26 protein-coding genes are annotated in these 24,071 nt (G+C 56.5%); 13 read left to right on the top strand and 13 right to left on the bottom strand.

Features of this window, described 5'->3' with window-relative positions; translation table 11 throughout:
* Positions 1-15: 15 nt before the first annotated feature.
* A complete protein-coding gene (locus KI228_RS17305) occupies positions 16-423 on the bottom strand; it encodes a MarR family winged helix-turn-helix transcriptional regulator (protein ID WP_042999545.1) in 408 nt (135 codons plus the stop codon).
* 171 nt (positions 424-594) lie between these two features.
* On the opposite strand from KI228_RS17305, the gene KI228_RS17300 reads away from it, so the two are divergent.
* Genes KI228_RS17300 through KI228_RS17290 form a run of 3 tightly spaced genes read left to right on the top strand, consistent with a single transcriptional unit; the run spans position 595 to position 2,862 of the window.
* Positions 595-1,188, top strand: coding sequence for a non-oxidative hydroxyarylic acid decarboxylases subunit B (locus KI228_RS17300; RefSeq protein WP_042999546.1), 594 nt, complete (start codon positions 595-597; stop codon positions 1,186-1,188).
* Positions 1,188-2,615, top strand: a complete 1,428-nt coding sequence (locus KI228_RS17295; RefSeq protein WP_042999547.1) for a non-oxidative hydroxyarylic acid decarboxylases subunit C — start codon at positions 1,188-1,190, stop codon at positions 2,613-2,615. Before KI228_RS17300 ends, KI228_RS17295 begins: the two co-directional genes overlap by 1 nt.
* A 10-nt stretch (positions 2,616-2,625) precedes the next feature.
* A complete protein-coding gene (locus KI228_RS17290; protein ID WP_042999548.1) occupies positions 2,626-2,862 on the top strand; it encodes a non-oxidative hydroxyarylic acid decarboxylases subunit D in 237 nt (78 codons plus the stop codon).
* 93 nt (positions 2,863-2,955) lie between these two features.
* Here the strand turns inward: KI228_RS17290 and mutS are convergent, their stop codons facing one another.
* The 5 genes from mutS to KI228_RS17265 form a co-directional block, all read right to left on the bottom strand.
* Positions 2,956-5,517 (bottom strand): DNA mismatch repair protein MutS, encoded by a 2,562-nt coding sequence (mutS, locus tag KI228_RS17285; RefSeq protein WP_046401944.1) that lies wholly within the window; start codon positions 5,515-5,517, stop codon positions 2,956-2,958.
* 147 nt (positions 5,518-5,664) lie between these two features.
* The gene (gene sitD / locus KI228_RS17280; protein WP_042999576.1) at positions 5,665-6,513 is read right to left on the bottom strand and encodes an iron/manganese ABC transporter permease subunit SitD; all 849 of its coding nucleotides are present in this window, start codon (positions 6,511-6,513) and stop codon (positions 5,665-5,667) included.
* Positions 6,504-7,361: an iron/manganese ABC transporter permease subunit SitC gene (sitC, locus tag KI228_RS17275; protein ID WP_042999577.1), complete on the bottom strand. Its 858-nt coding sequence runs from the start codon at positions 7,359-7,361 to the stop codon at positions 6,504-6,506. The genes sitD and sitC overlap by 10 nt, the downstream gene beginning before the upstream one ends.
* Positions 7,358-8,179 (bottom strand): iron/manganese ABC transporter ATP-binding protein SitB, encoded by an 822-nt coding sequence (gene sitB, locus KI228_RS17270; protein WP_042999578.1) that lies wholly within the window; start codon positions 8,177-8,179, stop codon positions 7,358-7,360. Before sitB ends, sitC begins: the two co-directional genes overlap by 4 nt.
* Positions 8,176-9,093, bottom strand: a complete 918-nt coding sequence (locus KI228_RS17265) for a metal ABC transporter substrate-binding protein (protein WP_042999579.1) — start codon at positions 9,091-9,093, stop codon at positions 8,176-8,178. Before KI228_RS17265 ends, sitB begins: the two co-directional genes overlap by 4 nt.
* Before the next feature lie 203 nt (positions 9,094-9,296).
* Between KI228_RS17265 and KI228_RS17260 the strand changes: the two genes are divergently transcribed.
* On the top strand, positions 9,297-9,641 hold the full coding sequence (locus KI228_RS17260) for a nitrous oxide-stimulated promoter family protein (protein ID WP_042999580.1): 345 nt from the start codon (positions 9,297-9,299) through the stop codon (positions 9,639-9,641).
* Between the two features lie 77 nt (positions 9,642-9,718).
* Here the strand turns inward: KI228_RS17260 and flhA are convergent, their stop codons facing one another.
* The 6 genes from flhA to hypA all read right to left on the bottom strand — a co-directional run bounded on the left by flhA (position 9,719) and on the right by hypA (position 15,640).
* Positions 9,719-11,797 carry a formate hydrogenlyase transcriptional activator FlhA gene (gene flhA / locus KI228_RS17255; protein WP_044255048.1) on the bottom strand — a complete coding sequence of 693 codons (2,079 nt, stop codon included), beginning with the start codon at positions 11,795-11,797 and terminating at the stop codon, positions 9,719-9,721.
* 225 nt (positions 11,798-12,022) lie between these two features.
* Positions 12,023-13,033 (bottom strand): hydrogenase maturation carbamoyl dehydratase HypE, encoded by a 1,011-nt coding sequence (gene hypE, locus KI228_RS17250; protein WP_061069677.1) that lies wholly within the window; start codon positions 13,031-13,033, stop codon positions 12,023-12,025.
* Positions 13,030-14,151: a hydrogenase formation protein HypD gene (gene hypD, locus KI228_RS17245; protein ID WP_044266644.1), complete on the bottom strand. Its 1,122-nt coding sequence runs from the start codon at positions 14,149-14,151 to the stop codon at positions 13,030-13,032. Before hypD ends, hypE begins: the two co-directional genes overlap by 4 nt.
* Positions 14,151-14,423 (bottom strand): hydrogenase 3 maturation protein HypC, encoded by a 273-nt coding sequence (gene hypC, locus KI228_RS17240; RefSeq protein WP_042999584.1) that lies wholly within the window; start codon positions 14,421-14,423, stop codon positions 14,151-14,153. Before hypC ends, hypD begins: the two co-directional genes overlap by 1 nt.
* Positions 14,414-15,286 carry a hydrogenase nickel incorporation protein HypB gene (gene hypB / locus KI228_RS17235; RefSeq protein WP_042999585.1) on the bottom strand — a complete coding sequence of 291 codons (873 nt, stop codon included), beginning with the start codon at positions 15,284-15,286 and terminating at the stop codon, positions 14,414-14,416. The genes hypC and hypB overlap by 10 nt, the downstream gene beginning before the upstream one ends.
* Before the next feature lie 3 nt (positions 15,287-15,289).
* On the bottom strand, positions 15,290-15,640 hold the full coding sequence (gene hypA / locus KI228_RS17230) for a hydrogenase maturation nickel metallochaperone HypA (RefSeq protein WP_042322631.1): 351 nt from the start codon (positions 15,638-15,640) through the stop codon (positions 15,290-15,292).
* Between the two features lie 210 nt (positions 15,641-15,850).
* Here hypA and hycA point away from each other — a divergent pair, with 210 nt between their 5' ends.
* From hycA to hycI, 9 genes are all read left to right on the top strand, one after another.
* Entirely contained in the window at positions 15,851-16,312 is a 462-nt protein-coding gene (gene hycA, locus KI228_RS17225) for a formate hydrogenlyase regulator HycA (RefSeq protein ID WP_042999586.1), read from the top strand.
* Between the two features lie 136 nt (positions 16,313-16,448).
* Entirely contained in the window at positions 16,449-17,060 is a 612-nt protein-coding gene (gene hycB, locus KI228_RS17220; RefSeq protein ID WP_061069678.1) for a formate hydrogenlyase subunit HycB, read from the top strand.
* Positions 17,057-18,883 carry a formate hydrogenlyase subunit 3 gene (gene hycC / locus KI228_RS17215; protein ID WP_061069679.1) on the top strand — a complete coding sequence of 609 codons (1,827 nt, stop codon included), beginning with the start codon at positions 17,057-17,059 and terminating at the stop codon, positions 18,881-18,883. Before hycB ends, hycC begins: the two co-directional genes overlap by 4 nt.
* A 2-nt stretch (positions 18,884-18,885) precedes the next feature.
* Positions 18,886-19,809 carry a respiratory chain complex I subunit 1 family protein gene (locus KI228_RS17210; protein ID WP_042999589.1) on the top strand — a complete coding sequence of 308 codons (924 nt, stop codon included), beginning with the start codon at positions 18,886-18,888 and terminating at the stop codon, positions 19,807-19,809.
* Positions 19,810-19,826: 17 nt separating this feature from the next.
* Positions 19,827-21,536 (top strand): formate hydrogenlyase subunit HycE, encoded by a 1,710-nt coding sequence (gene hycE, locus KI228_RS17205; protein WP_042999590.1) that lies wholly within the window; start codon positions 19,827-19,829, stop codon positions 21,534-21,536.
* A gap of 9 nt (positions 21,537-21,545) precedes the next feature.
* Positions 21,546-22,088, top strand: a complete 543-nt coding sequence (gene hycF, locus KI228_RS17200; RefSeq protein WP_044255059.1) for a formate hydrogenlyase subunit HycF — start codon at positions 21,546-21,548, stop codon at positions 22,086-22,088.
* Complete coding sequence (gene hycG, locus KI228_RS17195) at positions 22,088-22,855, top strand: formate hydrogenlyase subunit HycG (protein WP_042999592.1); 768 nt, start codon at positions 22,088-22,090, stop codon at positions 22,853-22,855. Before hycF ends, hycG begins: the two co-directional genes overlap by 1 nt.
* On the top strand, positions 22,852-23,262 hold the full coding sequence (locus KI228_RS17190) for a formate hydrogenlyase maturation HycH family protein (RefSeq protein ID WP_044266634.1): 411 nt from the start codon (positions 22,852-22,854) through the stop codon (positions 23,260-23,262). Before hycG ends, KI228_RS17190 begins: the two co-directional genes overlap by 4 nt.
* Positions 23,255-23,719 carry a hydrogenase maturation peptidase HycI gene (hycI, locus tag KI228_RS17185; protein WP_044266632.1) on the top strand — a complete coding sequence of 155 codons (465 nt, stop codon included), beginning with the start codon at positions 23,255-23,257 and terminating at the stop codon, positions 23,717-23,719. Before KI228_RS17190 ends, hycI begins: the two co-directional genes overlap by 8 nt.
* Positions 23,720-23,745: 26 nt before the next feature.
* Here the strand turns inward: hycI and KI228_RS17180 are convergent, their stop codons facing one another.
* The gene (locus KI228_RS17180; RefSeq protein WP_042999595.1) at positions 23,746-23,997 is read right to left on the bottom strand and encodes a SymE family type I addiction module toxin; all 252 of its coding nucleotides are present in this window, start codon (positions 23,995-23,997) and stop codon (positions 23,746-23,748) included.
* Positions 23,998-24,071 lie beyond the last annotated feature (74 nt).

Genomic DNA, 24,071 nt, shown 5'->3' with positions numbered 1-24,071 from the left:
GCTTACTCAGGTTTGTTAATCAGGCATCATTTTCTTGATTAGCAGGGCGAATTGCGCGCGTTCCTCGTCATTCAACCGTCCCAGAAATTCCTCATCCACCCGATTTCCCAACGGCATGCTTACCTTCAGCAAGGCTTCTCCTTCAGGGGTCAGATAAACGAAGCGGCGACGTTTATCCAGCGGATCGTTTTCACGCCTCACCAGCCCACGTTTTTCCATTCGGCTTAGCATTTCTGCCAGCGTCGCTTTGGTACTGACGGCGGCCTCCATCAGATTAACCTGTTCAATGCCGGGACGTTCCGCAATGGCACGCATCACCGCGTACTGTGGTTTAGTCAGATCCGGCAACGCATGCTGCCAACGCGCCGTATGTTGTTGGAACAGCTGGCGTAACAGGTGAAACGCTTTATTCCGTAACTCCATGAAAACTCCAGGCTAAAAATCATGTCTCCTATCATAACGGGTAACACCGCGTTTTTTAACGAGGAAATCTTAAGCAATACGTGCGGAAAAAAACGGGCGCTATTGTCGTCGCTGTTTTACAGGGGTAATTTATATTAAATGTTCGTATACGAACAATTTGTGGAGTGATGAATGAGACTGATTGTGGGGATGACTGGGGCAACGGGAGCGCCGCTGGGTGTAGCACTGTTGCAGGCGCTGCGGAAGATGCCGGATGTGGAAACGCATCTGGTGATGTCGAAATGGGCCAAAACCACCATTGAACTGGAAACGCCATACCGTGCGCGCGACGTTGCCGGACTGGCCGATTTTTGCCACAGCCCGGCGGATCAGGCGGCGACCATCTCGTCAGGTTCGTTTCGTACCGACGGCATGATCGTTATTCCTTGCAGCATGAAAACCCTGGCTGGAATACGCGCAGGCTACGCCGACGGTCTGGTGGGACGCGCTGCCGACGTGGTGCTGAAAGAAGGGCGCAAGTTGGTGCTGGTGCCGCGTGAAATGCCGCTCAGTACGGTGCATCTCGAAAACATGCTCGCGCTTTCACACATGGGCGTGGCGATGGTGCCGCCCATGCCTGCTTTCTATAACCATCCACAGTCCGTTGATGATATTACGCAACACATCGTGGCCCGCGTACTGGACCAGTTTGCGCTGGAGCACCCGCATGCGCGTCGCTGGCAGGGATTAGCGCAGGCACAGAATTTTTCACAGGAGAATGAATAATGGCATTTGATGATTTGCGCAGCTTTTTGCAGGCGCTCGACGACCAGGGACAATTGCTGAAAATCAGTGAAGAGGTGAATGCGGAGCCGGATCTGGCCGCGGCTGCCAACGCCACTGGCCGTATTGGCGACGGCGCACCGGCGCTATGGTTCGATAATATTCGTGGTTTTACCGACGCGCGTGTGGCGATGAATACCATCGGCTCCTGGCAAAATCATGCCATTTCATTGGGCTTACCGCCGAATACGCCAGTGAAAAAGCAGATAGATGAGTTTATTCGTCGCTGGGATAAGTTCCCGGTCACCCCGGAACGCCGCGCGAATCCGGCATGGGCGGAAAACAGTGTCGATGGCGAAGCGATTAACCTGTTCGATATTCTGCCGCTGTTTCGCCTGAACGACGGCGATGGCGGATTTTACCTGGATAAAGCCTGCGTAGTCTCCCGCGATCCGCTCGACCCGGACAACTTCGGCAAGCAGAACGTCGGTATCTACCGAATGGAAGTGAAGGGCAAGCGTAAGCTGGGCCTGCAACCGGTACCGATGCATGATATCGCGCTGCATCTGCATAAGGCGGAAGAGCGCGGCGAGGATCTGCCGATCGCCATCACCCTGGGTAACGATCCGATCATCACGCTGATGGGGGCGACACCGCTGAAGTACGATCAGTCCGAATATGAAATGGCAGGGGCGCTGCGCGAAAGCCCGTATCCCATCGCCACTGCGCCGTTGACCGGGTTTGATGTGCCGTGGGGATCGGAGGTGATCCTGGAAGGGGTGATTGAAAGCCGCAAACGTGAAATTGAAGGCCCGTTTGGCGAGTTTACCGGCCACTATTCCGGTGGTCGCAATATGACGGTTGTGCGTATTGATAAGGTGTCGTATCGCAGTAAACCGATTTTTGAATCCCTTTATCTCGGTATGCCGTGGACAGAAATCGACTATTTGATGGGGCCGGCCACCTGCGTTCCGCTGTATCAGCAACTAAAAGCGGAGTTCCCGGAAGTGCAGGCGGTTAACGCCATGTATACCCACGGCCTGCTGGCGATTATCTCGACCAAAAAACGCTACGGTGGTTTTGCGCGAGCGGTGGGATTGCGTGCGATGACCACGCCACACGGGCTGGGTTACGTGAAGATGGTAATTATGGTGGATGAAGATGTCGATCCGTTCAACCTGCCGCAGGTGATGTGGGCGCTGTCGTCGAAAGTCAACCCGGCGGGGGATCTGGTTCAGCTACCGAATATGTCAGTACTGGAACTGGATCCGGGCTCAAGTCCGGCGGGGATCACCGATAAGCTGATTATCGACGCCACCACGCCCGTTGCGCCGGATAACCGTGGTCACTATAGCCAGCCGGTGTGCGATCTCCCGGAAACCAAAGCCTGGGCTGAAAAGCTGACTGCCATGCTGGCCAACCGTAAATAAGGAGCCTCAGATGATTTGCCCACGTTGTGCTGATGAACATATTGAAGTGATGGCGACCTCGCCAGTGAAAGGCGTCTGGACGGTGTATCAGTGCCAACATTGCCTGTACACCTGGCGTGATACGGAGCCGCTACGTCGTACCAGCCGCGAACACTACCCGCAGGCGTTTCGTATGACGCAGAAAGATATCGATGAGGCGCCGATGGTACCCACTATTCCGCCGCTGCTGACAGAAGATAAGCGCTGACGGAGTGCCGGATGGCGGCTGAGGCCTTATCCGACCTGGGAAAAGTACCGTTAATATGTGGCCCGATACGCAAAGCGGCATCGGGCCTTTTTCTTACACCAGACTCTTCAGCCGATAGATCCACTCCAGCGCCTGACGGGGCGTTAGCGAATCCGGGTCGAGATTTTCCAGTGCTTCAACGGCAGGAGAGGTCTCTTCGGGAACGGACAGCAGCGACATCTGGGTGCCATCCACCTGTGTTGCCGCCGCGTTGGGTGAAATGCTCTCCAGTTCGCGCAGTTTCTGTCGCGCACGTTTGATCACCTCTTTCGGAACGCCCGCCAGCGCTGCGACCGCCAGGCCGTAGCTCTTACTGGCCGCACCGTCCTGCACGCTATGCATAAAGGCAATGGTATCGCCGTGCTCTAACGCGTCGAGATGGACGTTGGCAACGCCTTCCATTTTTTCCGGCAACTGTGTCAGCTCGAAGTAGTGCGTCGCGAACAGCGTCAGCGCTTTGATCTTATTCGCCAGATTTTCCGCACATGCCCACGCCAGCGACAGGCCATCGTAAGTGGATGTCCCGCGGCCAATCTCATCCATTAGCACCAGGCTGTTCTCAGTGGCGTTGTGCAGAATGTTGGCCGTTTCGGTCATCTCTACCATGAAGGTGGAGCGCCCGGAGGCCAGATCGTCCGCTGCACCTACACGGGTAAAGATACGATCGACAGGACCAATTTCCACCTTCTGCGCCGGTACGTAGCTGCCAATATAGGCCAGCAGGGCAATCAGCGCGGTCTGGCGCATGTAGGTACTTTTACCGCCCATGTTTGGTCCGGTAATGATCAGCATTCTGCGCTGTGGTGAGAGGTCGAGCGGGTTGGCGATAAACGGCTCATTCAGGACCTGTTCCACCACCGGATGGCGGCCCTCGGTAATACGAATACCCGGTTTATCGCTGAAGGTTGGGCAGGTGTAGTTCAGCGTGTACGCGCGTTCGGCCAGATTCACCAGTACATCGAGTTCCGCCAGTGCACTGGCGCTCTGTTGTAGATCCGCCAGATGCGGTAGCAGCAGGTCGAACAGTTCGTCATAGAGCTGTTTTTCCAGCGCCAGCGCTTTGCCCTTGGAAGTCAGAACCTTATCTTCGTACTCTTTGAGTTCCGGAATGATGTAGCGCTCGGCGTTTTTCAGCGTCTGGCGACGGACGTAGTTGATTGGTGCGAGGTGGCTCTGCCCACGGCTAATCTGGATGTAATAACCGTGCACCGCGTTAAAGCCGACTTTCAGCGTGTCCAGCCCGGTACGCTCGCGCTCACGGATTTCCAGCCTGTCGAGATAGTCGGTCGCACCGTCTGCCAGGGCGCGCCACTCATCAAGCTCTTCGTTGTAGCCCGGCGCAATAACACCACCATCACGAACGAGAACCGGGGGAGCGTCAACGACTGCACGTTCCAGCAGTTCCCGCAGTTCGGCGAATTCGCCCATTTTCTCGCGCAGCATTTGTACAGGGGCGCTGTCCACCGATTCCAGTTGCGCACGCAGTTCCGGCAGTTGCTGGAAAGCGTGGCGCATGCGAGCGAGATCGCGCGGACGCGCGGTACGCAGTGCCAGACGCGCAAGAATACGTTCCAGATCGCCCACCTGGCGCAGCACGGGCTGCAGTTCACTGGTTGCATCCTGTAATGAACCAATGGTTTGCTGACGTTCTGTCAGGATTTTCGTATCACGTACCGGCATATGCAGCCAGCGTTTGAGCATACGGCTGCCCATCGGCGTCACGGTGCAGTCGAGCACGGCGGCCAGCGTGTTCTCCATGCCCCCGGCCAGATTCTGGGTGATCTCCAGATTGCGGCGCGTCGCGGCATCCATGATGATGCTGTCCTGCTGCCGCTCCATGGTGATAGAGCGAATATGCGGCAGGGAAGTGCGCTGGGTATCCTTGACGTACTGCAACAGGCAGCCAGCGGCGCAAAGTCCGCGCGGCGCGTTTTCAACGCCAAAGCCAATTAGATCGCGGGTACCAAACTGCAAATTCAACTGCTGACGTGCAGTATCAATTTCAAATTCCCACAGCGGGCGACGACGTAATCCTCGACGACCTTCAATCAGAGCCATCTCCGCGAAATCTTCGGCGTACAGCAGTTCCGCCGGGTTGGTCCGTTGCAGTTCGGCGGCCATTGTTTCGCGATCGGCGGGTTCGCTCAGACGAAAACGCCCGGAGCTGATGTCCAGCGTGGCATAACCGTAGCCTTTACTGTCCTGCCAGATGGCGGCGAGCAAATTGTCCTGGCGCTCCTGTAGCAGGGCTTCATCACTGATGGTGCCCGGCGTGACAATACGCACGACTTTACGCTCAACCGGCCCTTTACTGGTGGCCGGGTCGCCAATTTGCTCGCAAATGGCGACGGATTCACCCTGATTGACCAGCTTGGCGAGGTAGTTTTCGACCGCATGATGGGGAATACCCGCCATCGGGATGGGCTCGCCCGCAGACGCACCGCGCTTCGTCAGCGAAATGTCGAGCAACTGCGACGCCCGTTTTGCATCGTCGTAAAAGAGTTCGTAAAAGTCGCCCATGCGATAGAAAAGCAGAATCTCCGGGTGTTGGGCCTTCAGCTTGAGATACTGCTGCATCATGGGGGTGTGGGCGTCGAGATTATCGATTGTACTCATGGAGTTGTGTCCAGTCCCTGAATGTAAATGGGTTGCGATACTTTTAGTTTTCGTTGTTATCACATAAGGGACACATGATAGCGGAGATACGCATTTCAGGGAAAGTCAGGATCGCCGACTTCTCGATCCTTCTTCCGTTTCAGAATTTTACACCGATTGTTGTTGTCGCAATTCCGAATGTCGGTCGCGTAATGCGGCAAAAACAAACGCCGCGATAAAGAGAATGGTGAACAGCACGACGATCGTGGGAGCGGGTGCGCTGTCGAGGAAGAATGACAGATACACACCTAAAAATGAGGTAACCACCGACAGACCCGTTGCCAGCAACAGCGCATGAGCAAACCGGCGGGTGAGTAAAATGGCAATCGCGCCTGGGGCGATCAGCAGGGAGATTGACAAAATGATCCCCACCGATTTCAGCGTCGCCACAATGGTCAGCGCAATCATGCACAGCAGTCCGTAATGCAGCAAAGTCGTGTTAAGGCCGCAGGCTTTCGCCTGATGCGGATCGAAGGCGTGCAGCAGCAAATCTTTCCACTTGAATGCAATGATCAGGGCGATACCCAGTACAATGAAGGCCGTTTGCCCAATATCGCTCAGCGAAATCCCTAGCATGTCGCCGAACAGAATATGATCGAGGTGAACCTCTGACTGGATAGAGACATAGAGTACCAGTCCGGCGCCAAACATCCCGGAGAAGACGATCCCCATGATGGTGTCGCGTTTGATGCGGCTGTTGTCATCAAGATATCCGGTCGCGACTGCGCAGAATAGGCCCGCAATAAACGCGCCAATAGCCAGTGGAATACCGACGATATAAGCCAGCACAATTCCCGGAAAAACCGCATGACTCATGGCATCGCCCATGAGCGCCCAGCCTTTGAGCACCAGAAATACCGACAGTAACGCACAGGGAATCGCCACAAGAGCGGAGACGGCCAGCGCGTTGACCATAAAGTCGAACTGAAAGGGTTCCAGCAGAGTGCTCAGAAACATGATGACTCCTTACGTCGTGCGCGACGGCGGTTTGCCAGCAGGCCGTGTTTGGGGGCAAAAACGAACGCCAGCAGGAATAATACGGTTTGTAGCACCACAATGATCCCGCCGGTCGCCCCGTCCAGCCAGTAGCTGAGCCAGGCGCCGAAAAAACTGGTCACACTGCCGATCGCAACGGCGATCATAAGAAGGCGTGGAAAGCGGTCAGTCAGCAGCCAGGCGGTGGCACCGGGCGTCACGACCAGGCAGATCACCAGAAATGCCCCCACGGTTTGCAGCGCGGCGACGGTGGACACCGATAACAGAGTGAAAAACAGCAGCTTCAGACGGGCCGGGTGCAGGCCAATGGAGCGGGCGTGGTTTTCATCGAAAAAAGTGACCATCAGATCCTTCCACTTCAGCAGCAGGATGAGCAGGGAAACCGTGCCGATAATCGCCAGTTGCACAATGTCTTCCGGCGCGATGGCCAGTACGTTGCCGAGAATGATGGTCTGAATATTCACCGACATCGGGTTGAGCGACACCATAAACAGCCCGATGCCAAAGAATGACGAGAAGATCAGGCCAATAATGGCATCTTCTTTAAGCCGTGAGCGCTGGTTCAGAAAAAGCATACTGCCTGCTGCCAGGCCACCGGAGAGAAAGGCACCGAGAGAGAAGGGCAAGCCGAGCATGTAGGCACCGGCAACGCCTGGCACGATGGAGTGCGACAGCGCATCGCCAATCAACGACCAGCCTTTAAGCATTAAATAGCAGGAGAGAAAGGCGCACAGTCCGCCAACCATCGCCGATACCCACATCGCGTTGAGCATGTACTGATAACCAAAGGGTTCTGTCAGCCAGTTCATGATGACTCTCCGCAGCCTGCCGCTCGTCGGGAGATAAACGGGCGTTCGTCGTCGGTAATGATGTGTTCTTCGCCGCCGCTGAGCGCGACGTGACGCAGGACGCCGCTGAACGCCAGTTCAAGGTTGTCGGCGGTAAAAGTGGTTTCGGTCGGGCCGCTCGCCAGCACGGTGCCTTTGATCATCACCGTATAATCACAGAATTCGGTGACTGACCCGAGATTGTGGGTGGAGACCAGCATCGTGCGCCCCTCATCGCGCAACTCGCGTAGCAGCGCAATAATGCGCGCTTCGGTTTTGACATCGACGCCGGTAAAAGGCTCATCCAGCAGAATGACCTGGCCATCCTGGGCAATGGCCCTGGCGAGGAAGACGCGTTTTTTCTGCCCGCCAGAAAGCTCGCCAATCTGCCGGTGGCGGTATTCCAGCATATCCACCCGCGCCAGCGCAGCGTCAACACTGGCATGATCCTGAGCCTTCGGACGACGTAGCCAGCCCATATGTCCGTAGCGGCCCATCATCACGACGTCTTCCACCAGCACCGGAAATGACCAGTCAACCTCTTCGGACTGTGGGACGTAGGCAATCAGATTCTGCTTCAGCGCGTGATTCACCGGCTGTTGCAGGATGGAAATGTCGCCGTCGGCCAGGCGGACAAAACCCATCAGTGCTTTGAACAACGTTGATTTTCCCGACCCGTTGACTCCTACCAGCGCGGCAATCGAACCGCCCGGTACCTGAAAGGTGGCATCGCGTAGTGCGGTATGACCATTGCGATACGTCACCGTCACCTGATTCACGGTAATCGCAGATTGACTCATTTCTGACTCCTCAAACCGTCATTGATACCACTGACGATGGTCTCGGTGGTGACGCGTAGCAGATCGAGATAGGTGGGAACGGGGCCATCGGCGGCGCTCAGGGAATCGACGTACAGCACGCCGCCGTAATGTGCGCCGGATTCCCGCGCGACCTGACGGGCCGGTTTATCTGATACGGTGCTTTCGCTGAATACGGTGGGGATCTGATGCGCTCTGATCGCATCGATCACTTTACGTACCTGTTTGGGCGTTCCCTGCTGATCGGCATTGATCGGCCAGAGATACAGCTCTTGCAGATCGTTATCGCGGGCAAGATAAGAGAACGCTCCTTCGCTGGTGACCAGCCAGCGTTTATCGGCAGGGATTTTTGCCAGCGCGGCATGGAGAGGGGCCAGCGTCTGGTGAATTTGCGCTTTATAACGTTCGGCATTTTTCTGGTAAATCGCGGCGTTATCCGGATCGTATTTCGTCAGCGCGTCGCGAATATTGTCGACGTAGATCATCGCGTTTTCCGCCGACATCCAGGCGTGAGGGTTGGGTTTCCCGTTATACGGTCCTTCGCTGATGCCCATGGGTTTCACCCCGTCAGACACCGTCACTTCCGGCACACCCGACAAATTCTGGTAGAAGCGGGCAAACCACAGCTCCAGATTCAGACCGTTAGAGAGGATCAATTGCGCCCCCTGCGCTCGCTTAATGTCGCCCGGAGTGGGTTGATACTCATGAATTTCCGCGCCGGGTTTGGTGATCGAACTGACGTTGGCCGCCTCACCCGCCACGTTTTGCGCCATGTCCGCAATGATCGTGAAGGTGGTAACGACATTGAGCTTCTCTTTGGCATAAGCCGGTGACAGCATGCAGATGGCCAGTACAGCCGCCAGCAGAGAAGAGGTCAGACGGGAGAGGTGCGACATAGTATCCCTTATAAAAAAGTGGTTAATTATTCATCGAATATAGCCTTTGCTATGTTATATAGCACAAGGCATGTATAAAGATAGTATTAAATGAAAATAATTCTTATTTGAGGTGTGGGCGGGGGAGTGTCACCTTTGGATGATAGTGTTGCGAGAATTTAAGTTGTAGAATAAATACACCTTAATGTAGTGGAGGGCGCATCATGTCCGGCAAGCGCATTGCTCGCGAAAAACTGACGATTAAAAAAATGATCGCGCTGTACGAGAGCCAGTGTCCGCAGGCATCTGATGAGCCGGAACACTACGACGCGCTGTTTGCCTATGCGCAAAAACGTCTGGATAAGTGCGTCTTTGGCGAGGATAAACCGGCCTGTAAACAGTGTCCCGTACACTGTTATCAGCCAGCGAAGCGTGAAGAGATGAAGCAGATTATGCGCTGGGCGGGGCCGAGAATGCTCTGGCGTCATCCCATCCTGACCGTTCGTCATCTCATCGACGATAAACGTCCCGTGCCGGAACTGCCGGAAAAATACTCGCGTAAGAAGTGAAGCGAAATGCCGGATGGCGGCTTCGCCTTAATCCGGCCTACGGATAATTGCCCACCCGACATCCAGCAACGCGTGCCTCAAACCAGCGCGTCTTTATCAATACCTAAACGCTTCATGCGTGAAAGCAGCGTGGTACGCTTAAGACCCAGCCGCTGAGCTGCGCCTTTCGGGCCTGCAACCACACCATTGGTCTCTTTCAGCACCCGCAGGATGAGCTGATACTCGTCTTCCCCTTCCTGGGCGACTTCGGTCGCGACGGGTGGTTCACCAGGTGAGAGCATGCCGATATCCGGCAGCGAGAGTTGCAGCACGCTTCCTCGCGTCAGCAGAACGGCGCGCTCCACCACGTTCTCCAGTTCGCGCACATTACCCGGCCATTCCATATTGCTGAGGATGCGCAGGGTTTCCGCTGGGATACTGTCGATGTTACGCCCCAGGCGGCGAGCGATTTTAAAGGTGAATGCTTTCACCAGCAGGGGGATATCTTCCGGGCGTTCGCGCAGCGGCGGAAGTCGGATCGGAAAAACGTTGAGGCGGTAGTAGAGATCGCTACGAAACTCGCGATCCTCGACCATTTTTTTCAGGTCACGGTTGGTGGCGGCGATCAGACGCACGTCGGTCTGGATCAGCTTATTGCTGCCCAGACGCTCAAATTCCTGTTCCTGTAAGACGCGCAAAAGCTTAGGCTGTAATTCCAGCGGCATGTCGCCCACTTCATCCAGGAACAAAGAACTTTTATCCGCCAGCTCAAAGCGGCCAATGCGCTGCGCACTGGCACCGGTGAAGGCGCCGCGTTCGTGACCGAACAGGTCACTTTCCAGCAGGCCAGCGGGCATGGCGGCGCAGTTCATCTTCACCATCCGGCGTGCGTTACGCCCACTCAGATTGTGGATTGCGCGGGCAATCAGCTCTTTCCCGGTGCCGGTTTCACCGAGGATCAGCACAGTGCTGTCGCTCTGGGCCACCATCTCGACCTGCTTGAGCACGCTGTACATCGCATCGCTGCGCCCGATGATTTCACCAAACTCGCTGTCGACATTGTTGAGCTGTTCGGTAAGCGCCAGGTTTTCATCCACCAGCCGCTCTTTCAGCCGATGGATTTCCTGATAGGCGAGGGCGTTGTCCACGGCGATGGCGACGCGCCCGGCAATCTGGCGCAGCAGGTTCAGGTTGGCGGTGGTAAACACTTTTTCTTCACACTGCGCCAGCTTGAGTACGCCGAGCATGGTGTTGCCCGACATCAGCGGTAGCAGGCACAGCGTCTGAATCTGGTTGCCCCACGTATCGAACAGCATGCGTTCATAGGGGGCCAGCGCGTCCCGTTCGTTCAGGTTTATCAGCAGCATCTCTTTGCTTTTAAACACCCGTTCCGTCAGAGTGCCAGCTTCATCGACTTCGCTTTGTTCGTGTGCGGGATGATTTTCATCGAGGTAGTGAGTGGAGTAAATGCTGAGCTTATTTTTACGGTGGCTACGCAGGACAATGCTGATGTCGTCGATGTTGAAATAGTGATGGATCTCTTTGGCGACTTCACTTACCAGCTCATCCATGTCGAGCCGGGAGAGTACGGCGTTAGTGATGGCGACCAGAATACGAAAGTTGTCGCGTTCGCGGCACAAGAGATCGTAATCGACGTTGTTCGTGACCCTGCACTGAATTTGCTCTGCCACCACGCCGACAATCTGGGTGAAGGTTTGCAGACGCTCGTACTCTTTTTCGCTCCAGGGGCGATCGTCGTTGCGGATAAATTCGCAGCCGCCAAAAATGCGGCCATCCGCCGCCAGCGGCAGCAGGCAGTAGTGGCCGAATGGCGGGTAAAGGCCGCCAGCAGCCAGTTGCGGCCAGGTTTCTGAAAACTCGTGATAATTGCAGTGCAGGGCATCGGGGCGAGAGAGAATACGGCGGATCGGGCCGTGGGCCAGCACGGTTTCATCTTCGTAGATGACGGGTTTGCCGTTATCGCGCGTGGCGTACCAGGACGCCCGCTGTGTCTGCGCTTGCCACAACACAATCGCCGCGCTGTCGGCAAGCGCCGAGCGCTTTACCAGTTGCGAAAGCGCCTCGCTTAGCGATTGCAGGTCGGGCTGCTGTAACAATGTGCGAGTGATGTCGAACAATCCTTGCTGCCCGAGATCGCTCATCGGTGTATACGACATATTGCTTTTCCAGGAAAGTACCGCTGCGCGGTGCAAAAAAAGAAATTAAATTATAGGTATAGACACTCGACTTCCGCTGGGTGTCGACAAAAAACGCCTTATCCGGCCTACGGTTCGAACAGTTTGTGTGAGTTGAATAACGGCGAAAACGCCTTATTCGACCAACGGTTCAACCGATTGTGTAGGCTGGATAAGGCGACGCCGCCATCCGGCATAATGACGGACTTAACAGATCCGCGGCAGCGGTTCTGCATGCGGTAAATCCAGCGTGCGCTTCACGCCGTAAAGACCGGCCAGACGCACACCTTTACGTTCGACCACTTCGCCAATCAGTGCCGCATCGCGCCCCAACGGATGGGCATGCAACGCCGCCAGCACCTGCCCGGCCGCCTGACGTTCAACGGCAATGACCAGCTTGCCTTCGTTTGCGAAGTTAAGCGCATCCAGACCCAGTAGTTCACATACTCCACGAACGGCAGGTTTCACGGGAAGTGCGGATTCGGACAGCTCAATGCCAAAACCGCAGGCGGCGGCAAACTCATGGGCGACCGCGTTCACGCCGCCACGCGTCGCGTCGCGCAGGGCTTTCACGCCGGAAATATCGCGCAACGACTGAATTAGCGGCGTTAATACCGCGCAGTCGCTGACCAGTTCGCCATCCAGCCCTAACTGTTCACGCAGATTAAGAATAGTGGCGCCGTGATCGCCCAGCGTACCGCTGACCAGCAGCACGTCGCCCGCTGCCAGGGTTTGTGCACCCCAGTGAATATTGGCTGGAATCGCCCCCATGCCTGCAGTGTTGATGAACAATTTGTCCGCTGCGCCACGTTGAACAACTTTTGTATCGCCGGTCACAATCGCGATATTGGCCTCACGCGCGGTGGCGGCCATGCTGTTTACCACGCTTTTCAGCGTCTCCATCGGCAGTCCTTCTTCGAGGATAAAGCCGCAGGAGAGATAGCGTGGAATTGCGCCGCTGACGGCGACGTCATTGGCGGTACCGCAGATCGCCAGCTTGCCGATGTTGCCGCCGGGGAAAAACAGTGGGTCAATGACGTAGCTGTCGGTGGAGAATGCCAGCCGATCGCCTTCAGCGACCAGTTGCGCCAGTTCAAGCCGCGCCTGATCTTCCTGCTCCGCCAGCCACGGGTTAGCGAAGGCTTCCATAAACAGACTGTTAATCAGTTGCTGCATGACCTGACCGCCGCTACCGTGGGCGAGTTGTACGCTGTTCATGCTTCACACTCCTGCTGACGATACTGATACCAGGCGGCGCATGCGCCTTCTGAAGAGACCATCAGTGCGCCGAAGGCGGTCTCTGGATTACAGGTTTTGCCAAACAACGGGCACTGATGCGGTTTACATTTCCCGGTCAGCACGTCGCCGCAGCGGGCGCGCGGGTCGTCGTAAACCTGCTGAGGTGCCGGTCGGAAATGCGCTTCGGCATCAAAACGCTGATAGTCAGGCGTCAGATGCACGCCGGAGGATTCAATCACCCCCAGGCCGCGCCACTCGCTGTCGCCGGTGACGCAAAATACGTCGGCAATAGCCTGTTGCGCCAACAGGTTGCCGGCGTCTGGCACCACGCGGCGATACTGGTTTTCGACCTGGCTGTGGGCCGCTATTTTCTGCTCAACCAGCATCACGACGCCTTGCAGTAGATCAAGGGGTTCGAATCCAGCGACCACCAGCGGACGATGAAACTCACTGGCAATAAAATGATAGGCGTCGGTACCGATCACCATACTGACGTGACCTGGCGCGAGAAACGCGTCGATGCCGTTATCGGGCTGTTCCAGCAGGCTGCGCAGGGTCGGAATGAGCGTGATGTGCTGACAGAAGAAGTAAAAATTCTGCACGTCGCGCAGTTTTGCCTGTTGCAGGGTAATGGCGGTGGTCGGCATGGTCGTTTCAAAGCCGAGGCCGAAAAACACGACTTTACGCGTTGGGTTTTCCTGCGCCAGTTTGAGCGCATCCATCGGCGAGTAGACGATGCGAATGTCCGCACCGCGCGCTTTCGCCTGCAACAGCGAACCTTGTTTCCCCGGCACGCGCATGGCGTCGCCAAAGGTACAGAAAATCACCTCCGGATGGCTGGCAATTTCAACGCAACTGTCGATACGTCCCATCGGCAGTACGCAGACCGGACAACCCGGGCCGTGGATAAACTCCACGTTATCAGGGAGCAACTGGTCGAGACCAAATTTGAAGATCGCATGCGTATGGCCGCCGCAGACTTCCATAATGCGCAGCGGACGTTCAGCGGTATACGGCAGATGCGCGGCACGTTCACGCAGGTGTTCAATCAGTTGCATCACCTGTTCCGGCGCGCGGTATTCGTCAACAAAACGCATTATTTTTCCTCGCCATACAGCAAAGCGCCGACGTCCGGCTCAACATCAAACATGTTCTGGAGCGCATCGAGCGTGTCGCGCGCTTCGGCTTCGTTAATCACGCTCATGGCAAAACCGACGTGGACCAGTACCCACTGGCCCAGACGAGGTTCGCCGTGCTCATCACAACTGCCGACCAGCGTCAGATCGACGTCGCGCTGAATGCCGCAAACGTCGACTTTCGCCAGGTTACCTTCGATAGTGCGGATTTGGCCGGGAACGCCTATGCACATCGCTGTGCCTCCAGCCAGTTCAGCCACTGATCCATTCCTTCGCCGCTGGTGGCGGAAATCAGGATGATCTCGATATCCGGATTAACTTCCCGGGCACTGGCAATGCACTTCTCAACGTCGAAATTCAGGTACGGTAGCAGGTCGACTTTGTTGAGCAGCATCAGCGAGGCGGCGGCGAACATATGCGGGTATTTCAGCGGCTTGTCTTCGCCTTCGGTGACAGAAAGCACCGCCACTTTATGGCGTTCGCCGAGATCAAAACTCGCCGGGCAGACGAGGTTGCCGACGTTTTCGATAAACAGAATGCCGTGGTCTTCCAGCGGCAGACGCGGCGCGGCATCGGCAATCATCTGCGCATCGAGGTGACAGCCTTTGCCGGTGTTGACCTGAATGGCCGGAGTGCCCGTGGCGCGAATGCGCGCGGCGTCGTTGACCGTCTGCTGGTCGCCTTCAATGACGGCGCACGGGACGCTGTCTTTCAGCTTCATCAGCGTTTCGGTAAGCAGAGTGGTTTTACCGGATCCTGGGCTGGAGACGAGGTTGAGCACCAACTGTTGGCGCGCGGCGAAGCGGGCGCGGTTGCGCTCGGCCAGACGGTTGTTTTTATCCAGCACGTCGATTTCTACTTCCAGCATACGCCGCTGGCTCATGCCTGGCGCGTGGGTGCCGGCTTCACCGTGACCGTAGTGCAGATCGCCTTCTTCCGTCTGGCTCGGGGTGAATTCGGACGTTTTTATGCCGGTAATATTCAGCGCCGGGCGAGCTGCCGGGGCAAAAGGCGCGCTGCGAAACGCGGAATGAGGGTTATGCTCATCACCCTCTATATAAAGGTTGCCTTCAGCGCAACCGCATGTTGTACACATCGCTCACTCCTGATCTATTTCTATTCGTCGAATCTGTAATCCGTCATCGGCCACGATTTGCAGCGTGTCGCTATTGCATTGCGGGCAACGGCGTACGCGTTGGGTCAGTAAGGTGACGTATTGCTGACAGGATTCACACCAGCATTCGGCTTCTTGTTCCTCGAGGTGCAGTTTACAACCTTCCGCAACGGTGCCACGGCATACCAGATCAAAACAAAAGGAGAGAGCGCTGGTTTCTACGCAAGAAAATGCGCCAATTTTGAGCCAGACCCCAGTTATCCGTTTTGCGCCGTGCGCGACGGCCTGTTGTTCGATCAATTCCAGTGCCCGCTGGCAAAGGGTAATTTCGTGCATAGTGCCTCCCGATATGATGGGCAGTGATAAGCAATAACTATGCCAGCCTGAAAGTTGGGGGCATTTGTCGATGACGATGATGACGAAATGACATGTCATTCGGGCGTCGACAGCCGTCTTTTATTATTAAATTCATGAAAAAACAAATAGTTAAAAACTGGCATGGAAAATGCTTATGGCAGGCTATCTCTGTTAAACGGGTAACCTGACATGACTATTTGGGAAATAAGCGAAAAAGCCGATTACATCGCGCAGCGGCATCGTCGCCTACAGGACCAGTGGCATATTTACTGCAATTCGCTGGTTCAGGGGATCACCCTGTCGAAAGCGCGTCTGCACCATGCGATGAGCTGCGCGCCGGATAAAGATCTCTGTTTCGTACTGTTCGAACACTTTCGCATCACCGTCACGATGGCGGAAGGCTTCAACAGCCACACCATTGAGTATTACGTCGAAACAAAAGATGGCGAAGATAAGCAACTGATTGCACAGGCGCAATTGAGCATTGATGGCAAAGTGGACGAGCGGGTCAGCAACCGTGAGCGTGAGCAGGTGCTGGAACACTATCTCGATAAAATCGCCAGCGTTTATGACCGACTGTATGCCGCTGTTGAAAGCGGGTCGCCGATCAATCTGAGCCAACTGGTGGCGAGACAAAATCCGGCGGCCTGACCCCAGCGTTTTACGTCGTGACGTCGTCTCATGGGTTGTCACGACGCTTTAAGGGACAGACGTGTCGAACAGTGTCGAAAATGACATTTCATCGGCATGTTTTCGTCAAAAATGACTATCACCTGAGGAATGCCTGGTGAATCGTTTTGTAATTGCTGACTCCACGCTCTGTATCGGCTGCCACACCTGCGAGGCCGCCTGTTCAGAGACGCATCGCCAGCACGGCCTACAGTCTATGCCGCGCCTGAAAGTGATGCTGAATGAAAAAGAATCTGCGCCGCAGCTTTGCCACCACTGTGAAGATGCCCCTTGCGCCACCGTGTGTCCGGTTAACGCCATTAACCGGGTGGATGGCGCCGTACAGCTTAATGAAAGCCTGTGCGTGAGCTGCAAACTGTGCGGCATTGCCTGTCCGTTTGGTGCGATCGAATTTTCCGGCAGCCGTCCGCTGCATATCCCGGCCAACGCCAATACGCCTAAAGCACCACCAGCGCCACCGGCACCGGCTCGCATCAGTACGCTGCTGGACTGGGTTCCGGGCGTGCGTGCCATCGCGTTGAAATGCGATCTGTGCAGTTTCGATGAACAAGGCCCGGCCTGCGTACGGATGTGTCCGACGAAAGCTCTGCATCTTGTGAACAACATGGACATCGCCCGCGCCAGTAAACGGAAACGTGAGCTGACTTTCAATACTGACTTCGGCGATCTCTCCTTGTTTCAGCAGGCTCAGAGTGGGGAGGCAAAATGAGCGCAATTTCACTGATCATCAGCGGTGTGGCCTGGTTTGCCGCCGCCGCCGTCCTGGCATTTCTGTTCTCTTTTCATAAAGCGCTTAGCGGCTGGGTTGCTGGCGTGGGCGGCGCGGTGGGGTGCTTGTGTACTGCCGCGGCGGGTTTCTCCGTGCTCATCAACGCTGTCGCGGTGCGCGGCGTGATGCCGTTTATCGGTCACAGCGTGCAAATCACCCCACTGAATGCCATCTGGCTGATTACGCTGGGGCTGTGCGGACTGTTTGTCAGTTTGTACAACATCGACTGGCATCGCCATCCGCAGGTCAGGGCCAACGGTCTGCTGGTGAATCTGCTGATGGCGGCGGCGGTGTGCGCAGTTGCCGCCAGCAATCTCGGCACGCTGGTGGTGATGGCGGAAATCATGGCGCTGTGTGCGGTGTTCCTGACCGGATGCAGCAAAGAAGGCAAGCTGTGGTTTGCGCTGGGGCGTCTCGGTACGTTGCTGCTGGCGATCGCCTGTTATCTGGTGTGGCAGCGCTATGGCACCCTTGAGTTGCGTCTCCTCGATCTGCGCACTCAGGAACTGCCGCTGGGCGCTGACATCTGGCTGCTTGGCGTGGCGGGCTTTGGTCTGCTGGCCGGGATTATTCCGCTGCACGGATGGGTGCCGCAGGCTCACGCGAACGCCAGCGCTCCAGCGGCGGCCCTGTTCTCCACCGTGGTGATGAAGGTCGGTCTACTGGGCATTCTCTCGTTATCGCTGATTGGCGGTAATGCGCCGTTGTGGTGGGGTGTGTTACTGCTGGTTCTCGGCATGATCACCGCGTTTGTCGGCGGTCTGTATGCGTTGATGGAGCACAATATTCAGCGCCTGCTGGCGTATCACACGCTGGAAAACATCGGCATTATCCTGCTCGGTCTCGGCGCAGGCGTGACCGGGATTGCTCTCAAACAACCGACGCTGATTGCGCTGGGCCTGACCGGTGGTCTCTATCACCTGGTGAACCACAGCCTGTTCAAAAGCGTGCTGTTTCTTGGCGCGGGCAGCATCTGGTTTCGTACCGGACATCGCGATATCGAAAAACTGGGCGGCATCGGTAAACGCATGCCGGTCATTTCCATTGCGATGCTGGTGGGGCTGATGGCGATGGCTGCACTGCCGCCGCTGAACGGATTTGCTGGCGAGTGGGTGATCTACCAGTCCTTCTTCAAACTGGGCAACAGCGGCGCGTTTATTGGTCGTCTGCTGGGGCCACTACTGGCGGTCGGACTGGCGATTACCGGTGCGCTGGCGGTGATGTGTATGGCGAAAGTGTATGGCGTGACCTTCCTCGGCGCGCCGCGCACGAAAGAGGCGGAAAACGCCTGCTGTGCGCCTCTCCTGATGGGCATCAGCGTCGTGGCGCTGGCGATTTGTTGCGTACTCGGCGGGGTTGCCGCGCCGTGGCTGTTGCCGCTGCTGGCGACTGCCGTACCGTTGCCGCTGGAAACCGCCAATACCACCGTATCGCAACCCATGATCACGCTGTTGCTGATTGCCTGTCCGCTGCTGCCATTCATCATCATGGCGATGTTCAAAGGCAACCGTCTGCCATCGCGTTCTCGCGGGACGGCATGGGTCTGCGGTTACGATCACGAGCAGTCGATGGTCATTACCGCGCACGGTTTCGCGATGCCAGTGAAGGAAGCCTTTGCACCGGTTCTCAAACTGCGTAAGTGGCTCAATCCGGTAGCGTGGGTTCCGGGTTGGCAAAGCGCGGCGGTACCGGTGCTGTTCCGCCGCCTGGCGCTGATCGAACTGGCCGTGCTGGTGGTGATTGTGGTTTCACGAGGAGCCTGAGAATGAGTGTTTTATATCCGTTAATTCAGGCGCTGGTGTTATTTGCCGCTGCGCCGCTGCTATCCGGCGTGACCCGCGTGGCGCGTGCCCGTCTGCACAATCGCCGCGGTCCTGGTGTATTGCAGGAGTATCGCGACCTGCTCAAACTGCTGGGCCGTCAGAGCGTCGCGCCAGCGGATGCTGGCTGGGTCTTTCGTCTGACGCCGTTTGTGATGGTGGGCGTTATGCTGACCATCGCTACCGCGCTGCCGGTGGTAACCGTGGGTTCACCGCTGCCGCAACTGGGCGATTTGATCACGTTGATTTATCTGTTCGCTATTGCCCGTTTCTTCTTTTCTATCGCGGGACTTGATACCGGCAGCCCGTTCACAGCGATCGGTGCCAGTCGTGAAGCGATGCTCGGCGTGCTGGTGGAGCCGATCCTGCTGCTGGGACTGTGGGTCGCTGCGCAGGTTGCGGGTTCCACCCATATCAGCAATATCACCGATACGATCTATCACTGGCCAGCAGCCCGCAGCATTCCGCTGATTTTGGCACTGTGCGCCTGTGCGTTCGCCACATTTATCGAAATGGGCAAACTGCCGTTCGATTTGGCGGAAGCGGAGCAGGAATTGCAGGAAGGGCCGCTGACCGAATACAGCGGCAGCGGTTTTGCGGTGCTGAAGTGGGGCATTAGCCTGAAACAGCTGGTAGTACTGCAAATGTTTGTCGGCGTGTTCCTGCCGTGGGGACAGATGGAAACGTTCAGCGCAGGTGGACTGTTGCTTGCGCTGGTGATCGCCATCATCAAGCTGCTTGTCGGCGTACTGGTTATTGCCCTGTTTGAAAACAGCATGGCGCGTCTGCGTTTTTGCGCCACCTCACGCGTGACCTGGGCCGGTTTTGGGTTTGCGTTTTTAGCGTTCGTCTCCTTGCTGGTGGCGTGATTTAAGAGAGTTTGAGCATGTCTGAAGAAAAAGTTGGTCAACAATACCTTGCCGCACTGCACCAGGCGTTTCCTGGCGTGGTGCTGGACGAAGCCTGGCAGACCCGGGATCAACTGACCATCACCGTGAAGGTCAACTATCTGCCGGAAGTGGTCGAATTCCTCTACTACAAGCAGGGCGGATGGCTCTCGGTGCTGTTTGGCAATGATGAACGCCAGCTGTGTGGTCATTACGCGGTGTACTACGTGCTGTCGATGGAGCAGGGTACCAAATGCTGGATCACGGTACGTGTTGAAGTTGATGCCAATAAGCTGGAATTCCCGTCCGTTACGCCGCGCGTGCCGGCTGCCGTCTGGGGCGAGCGCGAAGTGCGCGACATGTACGGTCTGATCCCGGTCGGTCTGCCGGACGAACGCCGTCTGGTGCTGCCGGATGACTGGCCGGACGAACTCTATCCGTTGCGTAAAGACAGCATGGATTATCGTCAGCGCCCGGCACCGACCACCGATGCGGAAACCTACGAGTTCATCAATGAACTGGGTGACAAGAAAAATAACGTGGTGCCGATTGGCCCGCTGCACGTCACTTCGGATGAACCGGGACACTTCCGCCTGTTTGTTGATGGCGAAAATATTATCGACGCTGATTACCGCCTGTTCTATGTCCATCGCGGCATGGAAAAACTGGCGGAAACCCGGATGGGCTACAACGAAGTCACCTTCCTGTCGGATCGCGTTTGCGGGATCTGCGGCTTCGCCCACAGCACCGCGTATACCACCTCCGTTGAAAACGCGATGGGCATCGTGGTGCCGGAACGCGCGCAGATGATCCGCGCCATTCTGCTGGAGGTGGAGCGTCTGCACTCCCATCTGCTGAACCTCGGTCTGGCCTGTCACTTCACCGGTTTTGACTCCGGTTTTATGCAGTTCTTCCGCGTACGCGAAACCTCCATGAAGATGGCGGAGATCCTGACCGGGGCGCGTAAGACTTACGGTCTGAACCTGATCGGCGGGATTCGTCGCGATCTGCTGAAAGAGGACATGATCCAGACCCGTCAACTGGCGCAGCAGATGCGTCGCGACGTGCAGGAACTGGTGGATATGCTGCTCAGTACGCCGAACATGGAACAGCGCACCGTGGGAATTGGTCGTCTGGATCCAGAGATTGCGCGTGATTTCAGTAACGTTGGGCCGATGGTTCGCGCCAGCGGTCACGCTCGTGACACCCGCGCCGATCACCCGTTTGTCGGTTACGGTCTGCTGCCGATGACGGTTCACAGCGAACAGGGCTGCGATGTGATCTCGCGTCTGAAAGTGCGTATCAACGAAGTGTACACCGCACTGAATATGATCGACTTCGGTCTGGACAACCTGCCCGGCGGTCCGCTGATGGTGGAAGGCTTCACCTACATTCCGCATCGCTTTGCGCTGGGCTTTTCCGAAGCACCACGCGGTGACGATATTCACTGGAGCATGACCGGCGACAACCAGAAGCTGTATCGTTGGCGCTGTCGTGCGGCGACTTACGCTAACTGGCCGACCCTGCGTTACATGCTGCGCGGCAACACCGTTTCTGATGCACCGCTGATTATCGGTAGCCTTGACCCTTGCTACTCCTGTACTGACCGCATGACCGTGGTGGATGTGCGTAAGAAGAAGAGCAAAGTCGTGCCATACAAAGAACTTGAGCGCTACAGCATTGAGCGTAAAAACTCGCCGCTGAAATAAGGAATCGCCATGTTTACCTTTATCAAAAAAGTCATCAAAACCGGCGCGCCGACTTCGTCTTATCCGCTGGAGCCGATTGCGGTTGATAAAAACTTCCGCGGTAAGCCGGAGCACAATCCGCAGCAGTGCATTGGCTGCGCGGCCTGCGTGAATGCCTGCCCGTCAAATGCGTTGACGGTGGAAACGGATCTGGCCAGCGGCGAACTGGCCTGGCAGTTCAACCTCGGGCGCTGCATTTTCTGCGCCCGCTGCGAAGAAGTGTGCCCGACGGCGGCGATCAAGCTTTCGCAGGAGTATGAACTGGCGGTGTGGAAGAAAGAGGATTTCCTCCAGCAGTCCCGTTTTGCGCTGTGCAACTGCCGCGTATGCCATCGTCCTTTCGCTGTTCAGAAAGAGATTGATTACGCCATTGCGCTGCTTAAGCACAACGGCGACAGCCGCGCGGAGCATCACCGCGAAAGCTTTGAGACCTGCCCGGACTGCAAACGTCAGAAGTGCCTGGTGCCGTCCGACCGAATTGAACTGACTCGCCATATGAAAGAGGCCAGCTGATGAGCCATTTATTAGGTCCGCGTGACGCAAACGGTATTCCGGTACCGATGACGGTGGATGAGTCCATCGCCAGCATGAAGGCGTCATTACTGAAAAACATCAAGCGTTCAGCCTATGTTTACCGCGTGGACTGCGGCGGCTGTAACGGCTGTGAAATTGAAATTTTCGCGACCTTATCACCATTGTTTGACGCCGAACGCTTCGGTATCAAAGTCGTACCGTCGCCGCGTCATGCGGACATACTGCTATTCACCGGCGCGGTTACCCGTGCCATGCGCTCCCCGGCGCTGCGTGCCTGGCAGTCTGCGCCCGATCCGAAAATCTGCATCTCTTACGGCGCCTGCGGCAACAGCGGCGGTATCTTCCATGACTTGTACTGCGTCTGGGGCGGCACTGACAAAATTGTGCCGGTGGATGTGTATATTCCAGGATGCCCGCCGACGCCTGCGGCAACGCTGTACGGCTTTGCGATGGCGCTGGGCCTGCTGGAGCAGAAAATTCATGCTCGTGCACCGGGAGAACTGGACGATCAGCCAGCGGAAATCCTGCATCCGGACATGGTGCAGCCGCTGCGTGTGAAGGTCGATCGCGAGGCGCGTCGACTGGCCGGTTATCGCTATGGGCGTCAGATTGCGGATGATTACCTGCGTCAACTCGGCCAGGGTGAACATCAGGTGGCGCGCTGGCTGGAAGCGGAAAGCGATCCGCGCCTGACCGAGATTGTCACGCACCTGAATCAGGTTGTCGAAGAGGCGCGAATCCGATGAGTGAAACGGTGGTGTTCAGTCAACTGAGCCGTAAGTTTATTGATGAGAACGATGCGACGCCCGCCGAGGCGCAGCAGGTTGTCTATTACAGCCTGGCGATTGGTCACCACCTTGGGATCATCGACTGCCTGGAAGCCGCGCTGATCTGCCCGTGGGAGGCGTATCTGGCGTGGATTGCCACGCTGGAAGAGGGCAGCGAGGCCCGTCGGAAGATGGAAGGTGTGCCGAAGTATGGCGAGATCGTCATCGATTTTAATCATGTGCAAATGCTGGCGCACGCGTTTGATCGTGCGCTCGCGGTACAGACCCCGGAGCAGCAGGCATGGAGCAAACAGATGCTCAGCATGTTGCACGATATTCATCAGGAGAGCGCGATTTACCTGATGGTAAGGAGACACCGTGACTGACGTTTTATTGTGTGTTGGCAACAGCATGATGGGGGATGACGGCGCGGGTCCGCTGCTGGCAGAAAAATGCGCGGCGCAGGCGAAAGGTCACTGGGTGGTCATTGACGGAGGCTGTGCGCCGGAAAATGACATCGTGGCCATTCGCGAACTGCGCCCGGATCGTCTGCTGATCGTGGACGCTACCGACATGGGGTTGAATCCCGGCGAGATCCGCATTGTCGATCCTGACGATATCGCCGAGATGTTCATGATGACGACCCACAATATGCCGCTGAATTATCTGGTTGATCAGCTTAAAGAAGACGTCGGCGAGGTGATCTTCCTCGGGATTCAGCCGGATATCGTCGGGTTCTATTATCCTATGACTCAACCCATTAAGGATGCCGTCGACACCGTTTACCAGCGTCTCGACGGCTGGGAGGGCCACGGCGGCTTTGCGGAATTAGCGGCGTCGTGACATTCATGCCGGATGACGCTATGACCTCATCCGGCCTGTTCCTCTCTCACCTGTTCGATCACTAATTTCCCCTGCATTACCGCCACATTGACAAGGGTGCCGGTCGGAAAACCCGCCTGTTCCAGCCAGTCGCCATTAATGGTTAACGACGCATGCCGGCTATAGCGGCGCGTGTTGCCGGTTTTTGGATCTTCATGGCGCTTTCTGACATAGCTCACCTTTAAACGACGAAACGGCCTGATGATAGCGATTTCAGGACTGCCAGCCTCAATAGTCATAAACGATTCCTTGTTGCCCACGAGTAGATGAAAATACCTGTATAAAATGCCAGTAAAAAAGGGAAGGGGCAAAC

The organism is Citrobacter amalonaticus (assembly GCF_018323885.1).
Taxonomy (GTDB): domain Bacteria; phylum Pseudomonadota; class Gammaproteobacteria; order Enterobacterales; family Enterobacteriaceae; genus Citrobacter_A; species Citrobacter_A amalonaticus.
The sequence above is the reverse complement of the archived record's forward strand: the minus strand, read 5'-3'. Positions and strand labels throughout refer to the sequence as shown.

Coding starts and splice junctions, on each gene's coding strand:
- KI228_RS17305 (WP_042999545.1), bottom strand. CDS start 423: ATGGAGTTACGGAATAAAGCGTTTCACCTGTTACGCCAGCTGTTCCAA.
- KI228_RS17300 (WP_042999546.1), top strand. CDS start 595: ATGAGACTGATTGTGGGGATGACTGGGGCAACGGGAGCGCCGCTGGGT.
- KI228_RS17295 (WP_042999547.1), top strand. CDS start 1,188: ATGGCATTTGATGATTTGCGCAGCTTTTTGCAGGCGCTCGACGACCAG.
- KI228_RS17290 (WP_042999548.1), top strand. CDS start 2,626: ATGATTTGCCCACGTTGTGCTGATGAACATATTGAAGTGATGGCGACC.
- mutS (WP_046401944.1), bottom strand. CDS start 5,517: ATGAGTACAATCGATAATCTCGACGCCCACACCCCCATGATGCAGCAG.
- sitD (WP_042999576.1), bottom strand. CDS start 6,513: ATGTTTCTGAGCACTCTGCTGGAACCCTTTCAGTTCGACTTTATGGTC.
- sitC (WP_042999577.1), bottom strand. CDS start 7,361: ATGAACTGGCTGACAGAACCCTTTGGTTATCAGTACATGCTCAACGCG.
- sitB (WP_042999578.1), bottom strand. CDS start 8,179: ATGAGTCAATCTGCGATTACCGTGAATCAGGTGACGGTGACGTATCGC.
- KI228_RS17265 (WP_042999579.1), bottom strand. CDS start 9,093: ATGTCGCACCTCTCCCGTCTGACCTCTTCTCTGCTGGCGGCTGTACTG.
- KI228_RS17260 (WP_042999580.1), top strand. CDS start 9,297: ATGTCCGGCAAGCGCATTGCTCGCGAAAAACTGACGATTAAAAAAATG.
- flhA (WP_044255048.1), bottom strand. CDS start 11,797: ATGTCGTATACACCGATGAGCGATCTCGGGCAGCAAGGATTGTTCGAC.
- hypE (WP_061069677.1), bottom strand. CDS start 13,033: ATGAACAGCGTACAACTCGCCCACGGTAGCGGCGGTCAGGTCATGCAG.
- hypD (WP_044266644.1), bottom strand. CDS start 14,151: ATGCGTTTTGTTGACGAATACCGCGCGCCGGAACAGGTGATGCAACTG.
- hypC (WP_042999584.1), bottom strand. CDS start 14,423: ATGTGCATAGGCGTTCCCGGCCAAATCCGCACTATCGAAGGTAACCTG.
- hypB (WP_042999585.1), bottom strand. CDS start 15,286: ATGTGTACAACATGCGGTTGCGCTGAAGGCAACCTTTATATAGAGGGT.
- hypA (WP_042322631.1), bottom strand. CDS start 15,640: ATGCACGAAATTACCCTTTGCCAGCGGGCACTGGAATTGATCGAACAA.
- hycA (WP_042999586.1), top strand. CDS start 15,851: ATGACTATTTGGGAAATAAGCGAAAAAGCCGATTACATCGCGCAGCGG.
- hycC (WP_061069679.1), top strand. CDS start 17,057: ATGAGCGCAATTTCACTGATCATCAGCGGTGTGGCCTGGTTTGCCGCC.
- KI228_RS17210 (WP_042999589.1), top strand. CDS start 18,886: ATGAGTGTTTTATATCCGTTAATTCAGGCGCTGGTGTTATTTGCCGCT.
- hycE (WP_042999590.1), top strand. CDS start 19,827: ATGTCTGAAGAAAAAGTTGGTCAACAATACCTTGCCGCACTGCACCAG.
- hycF (WP_044255059.1), top strand. CDS start 21,546: ATGTTTACCTTTATCAAAAAAGTCATCAAAACCGGCGCGCCGACTTCG.
- hycG (WP_042999592.1), top strand. CDS start 22,088: ATGAGCCATTTATTAGGTCCGCGTGACGCAAACGGTATTCCGGTACCG.
- KI228_RS17190 (WP_044266634.1), top strand. CDS start 22,852: ATGAGTGAAACGGTGGTGTTCAGTCAACTGAGCCGTAAGTTTATTGAT.
- KI228_RS17180 (WP_042999595.1), bottom strand. CDS start 23,997: ATGACTATTGAGGCTGGCAGTCCTGAAATCGCTATCATCAGGCCGTTT.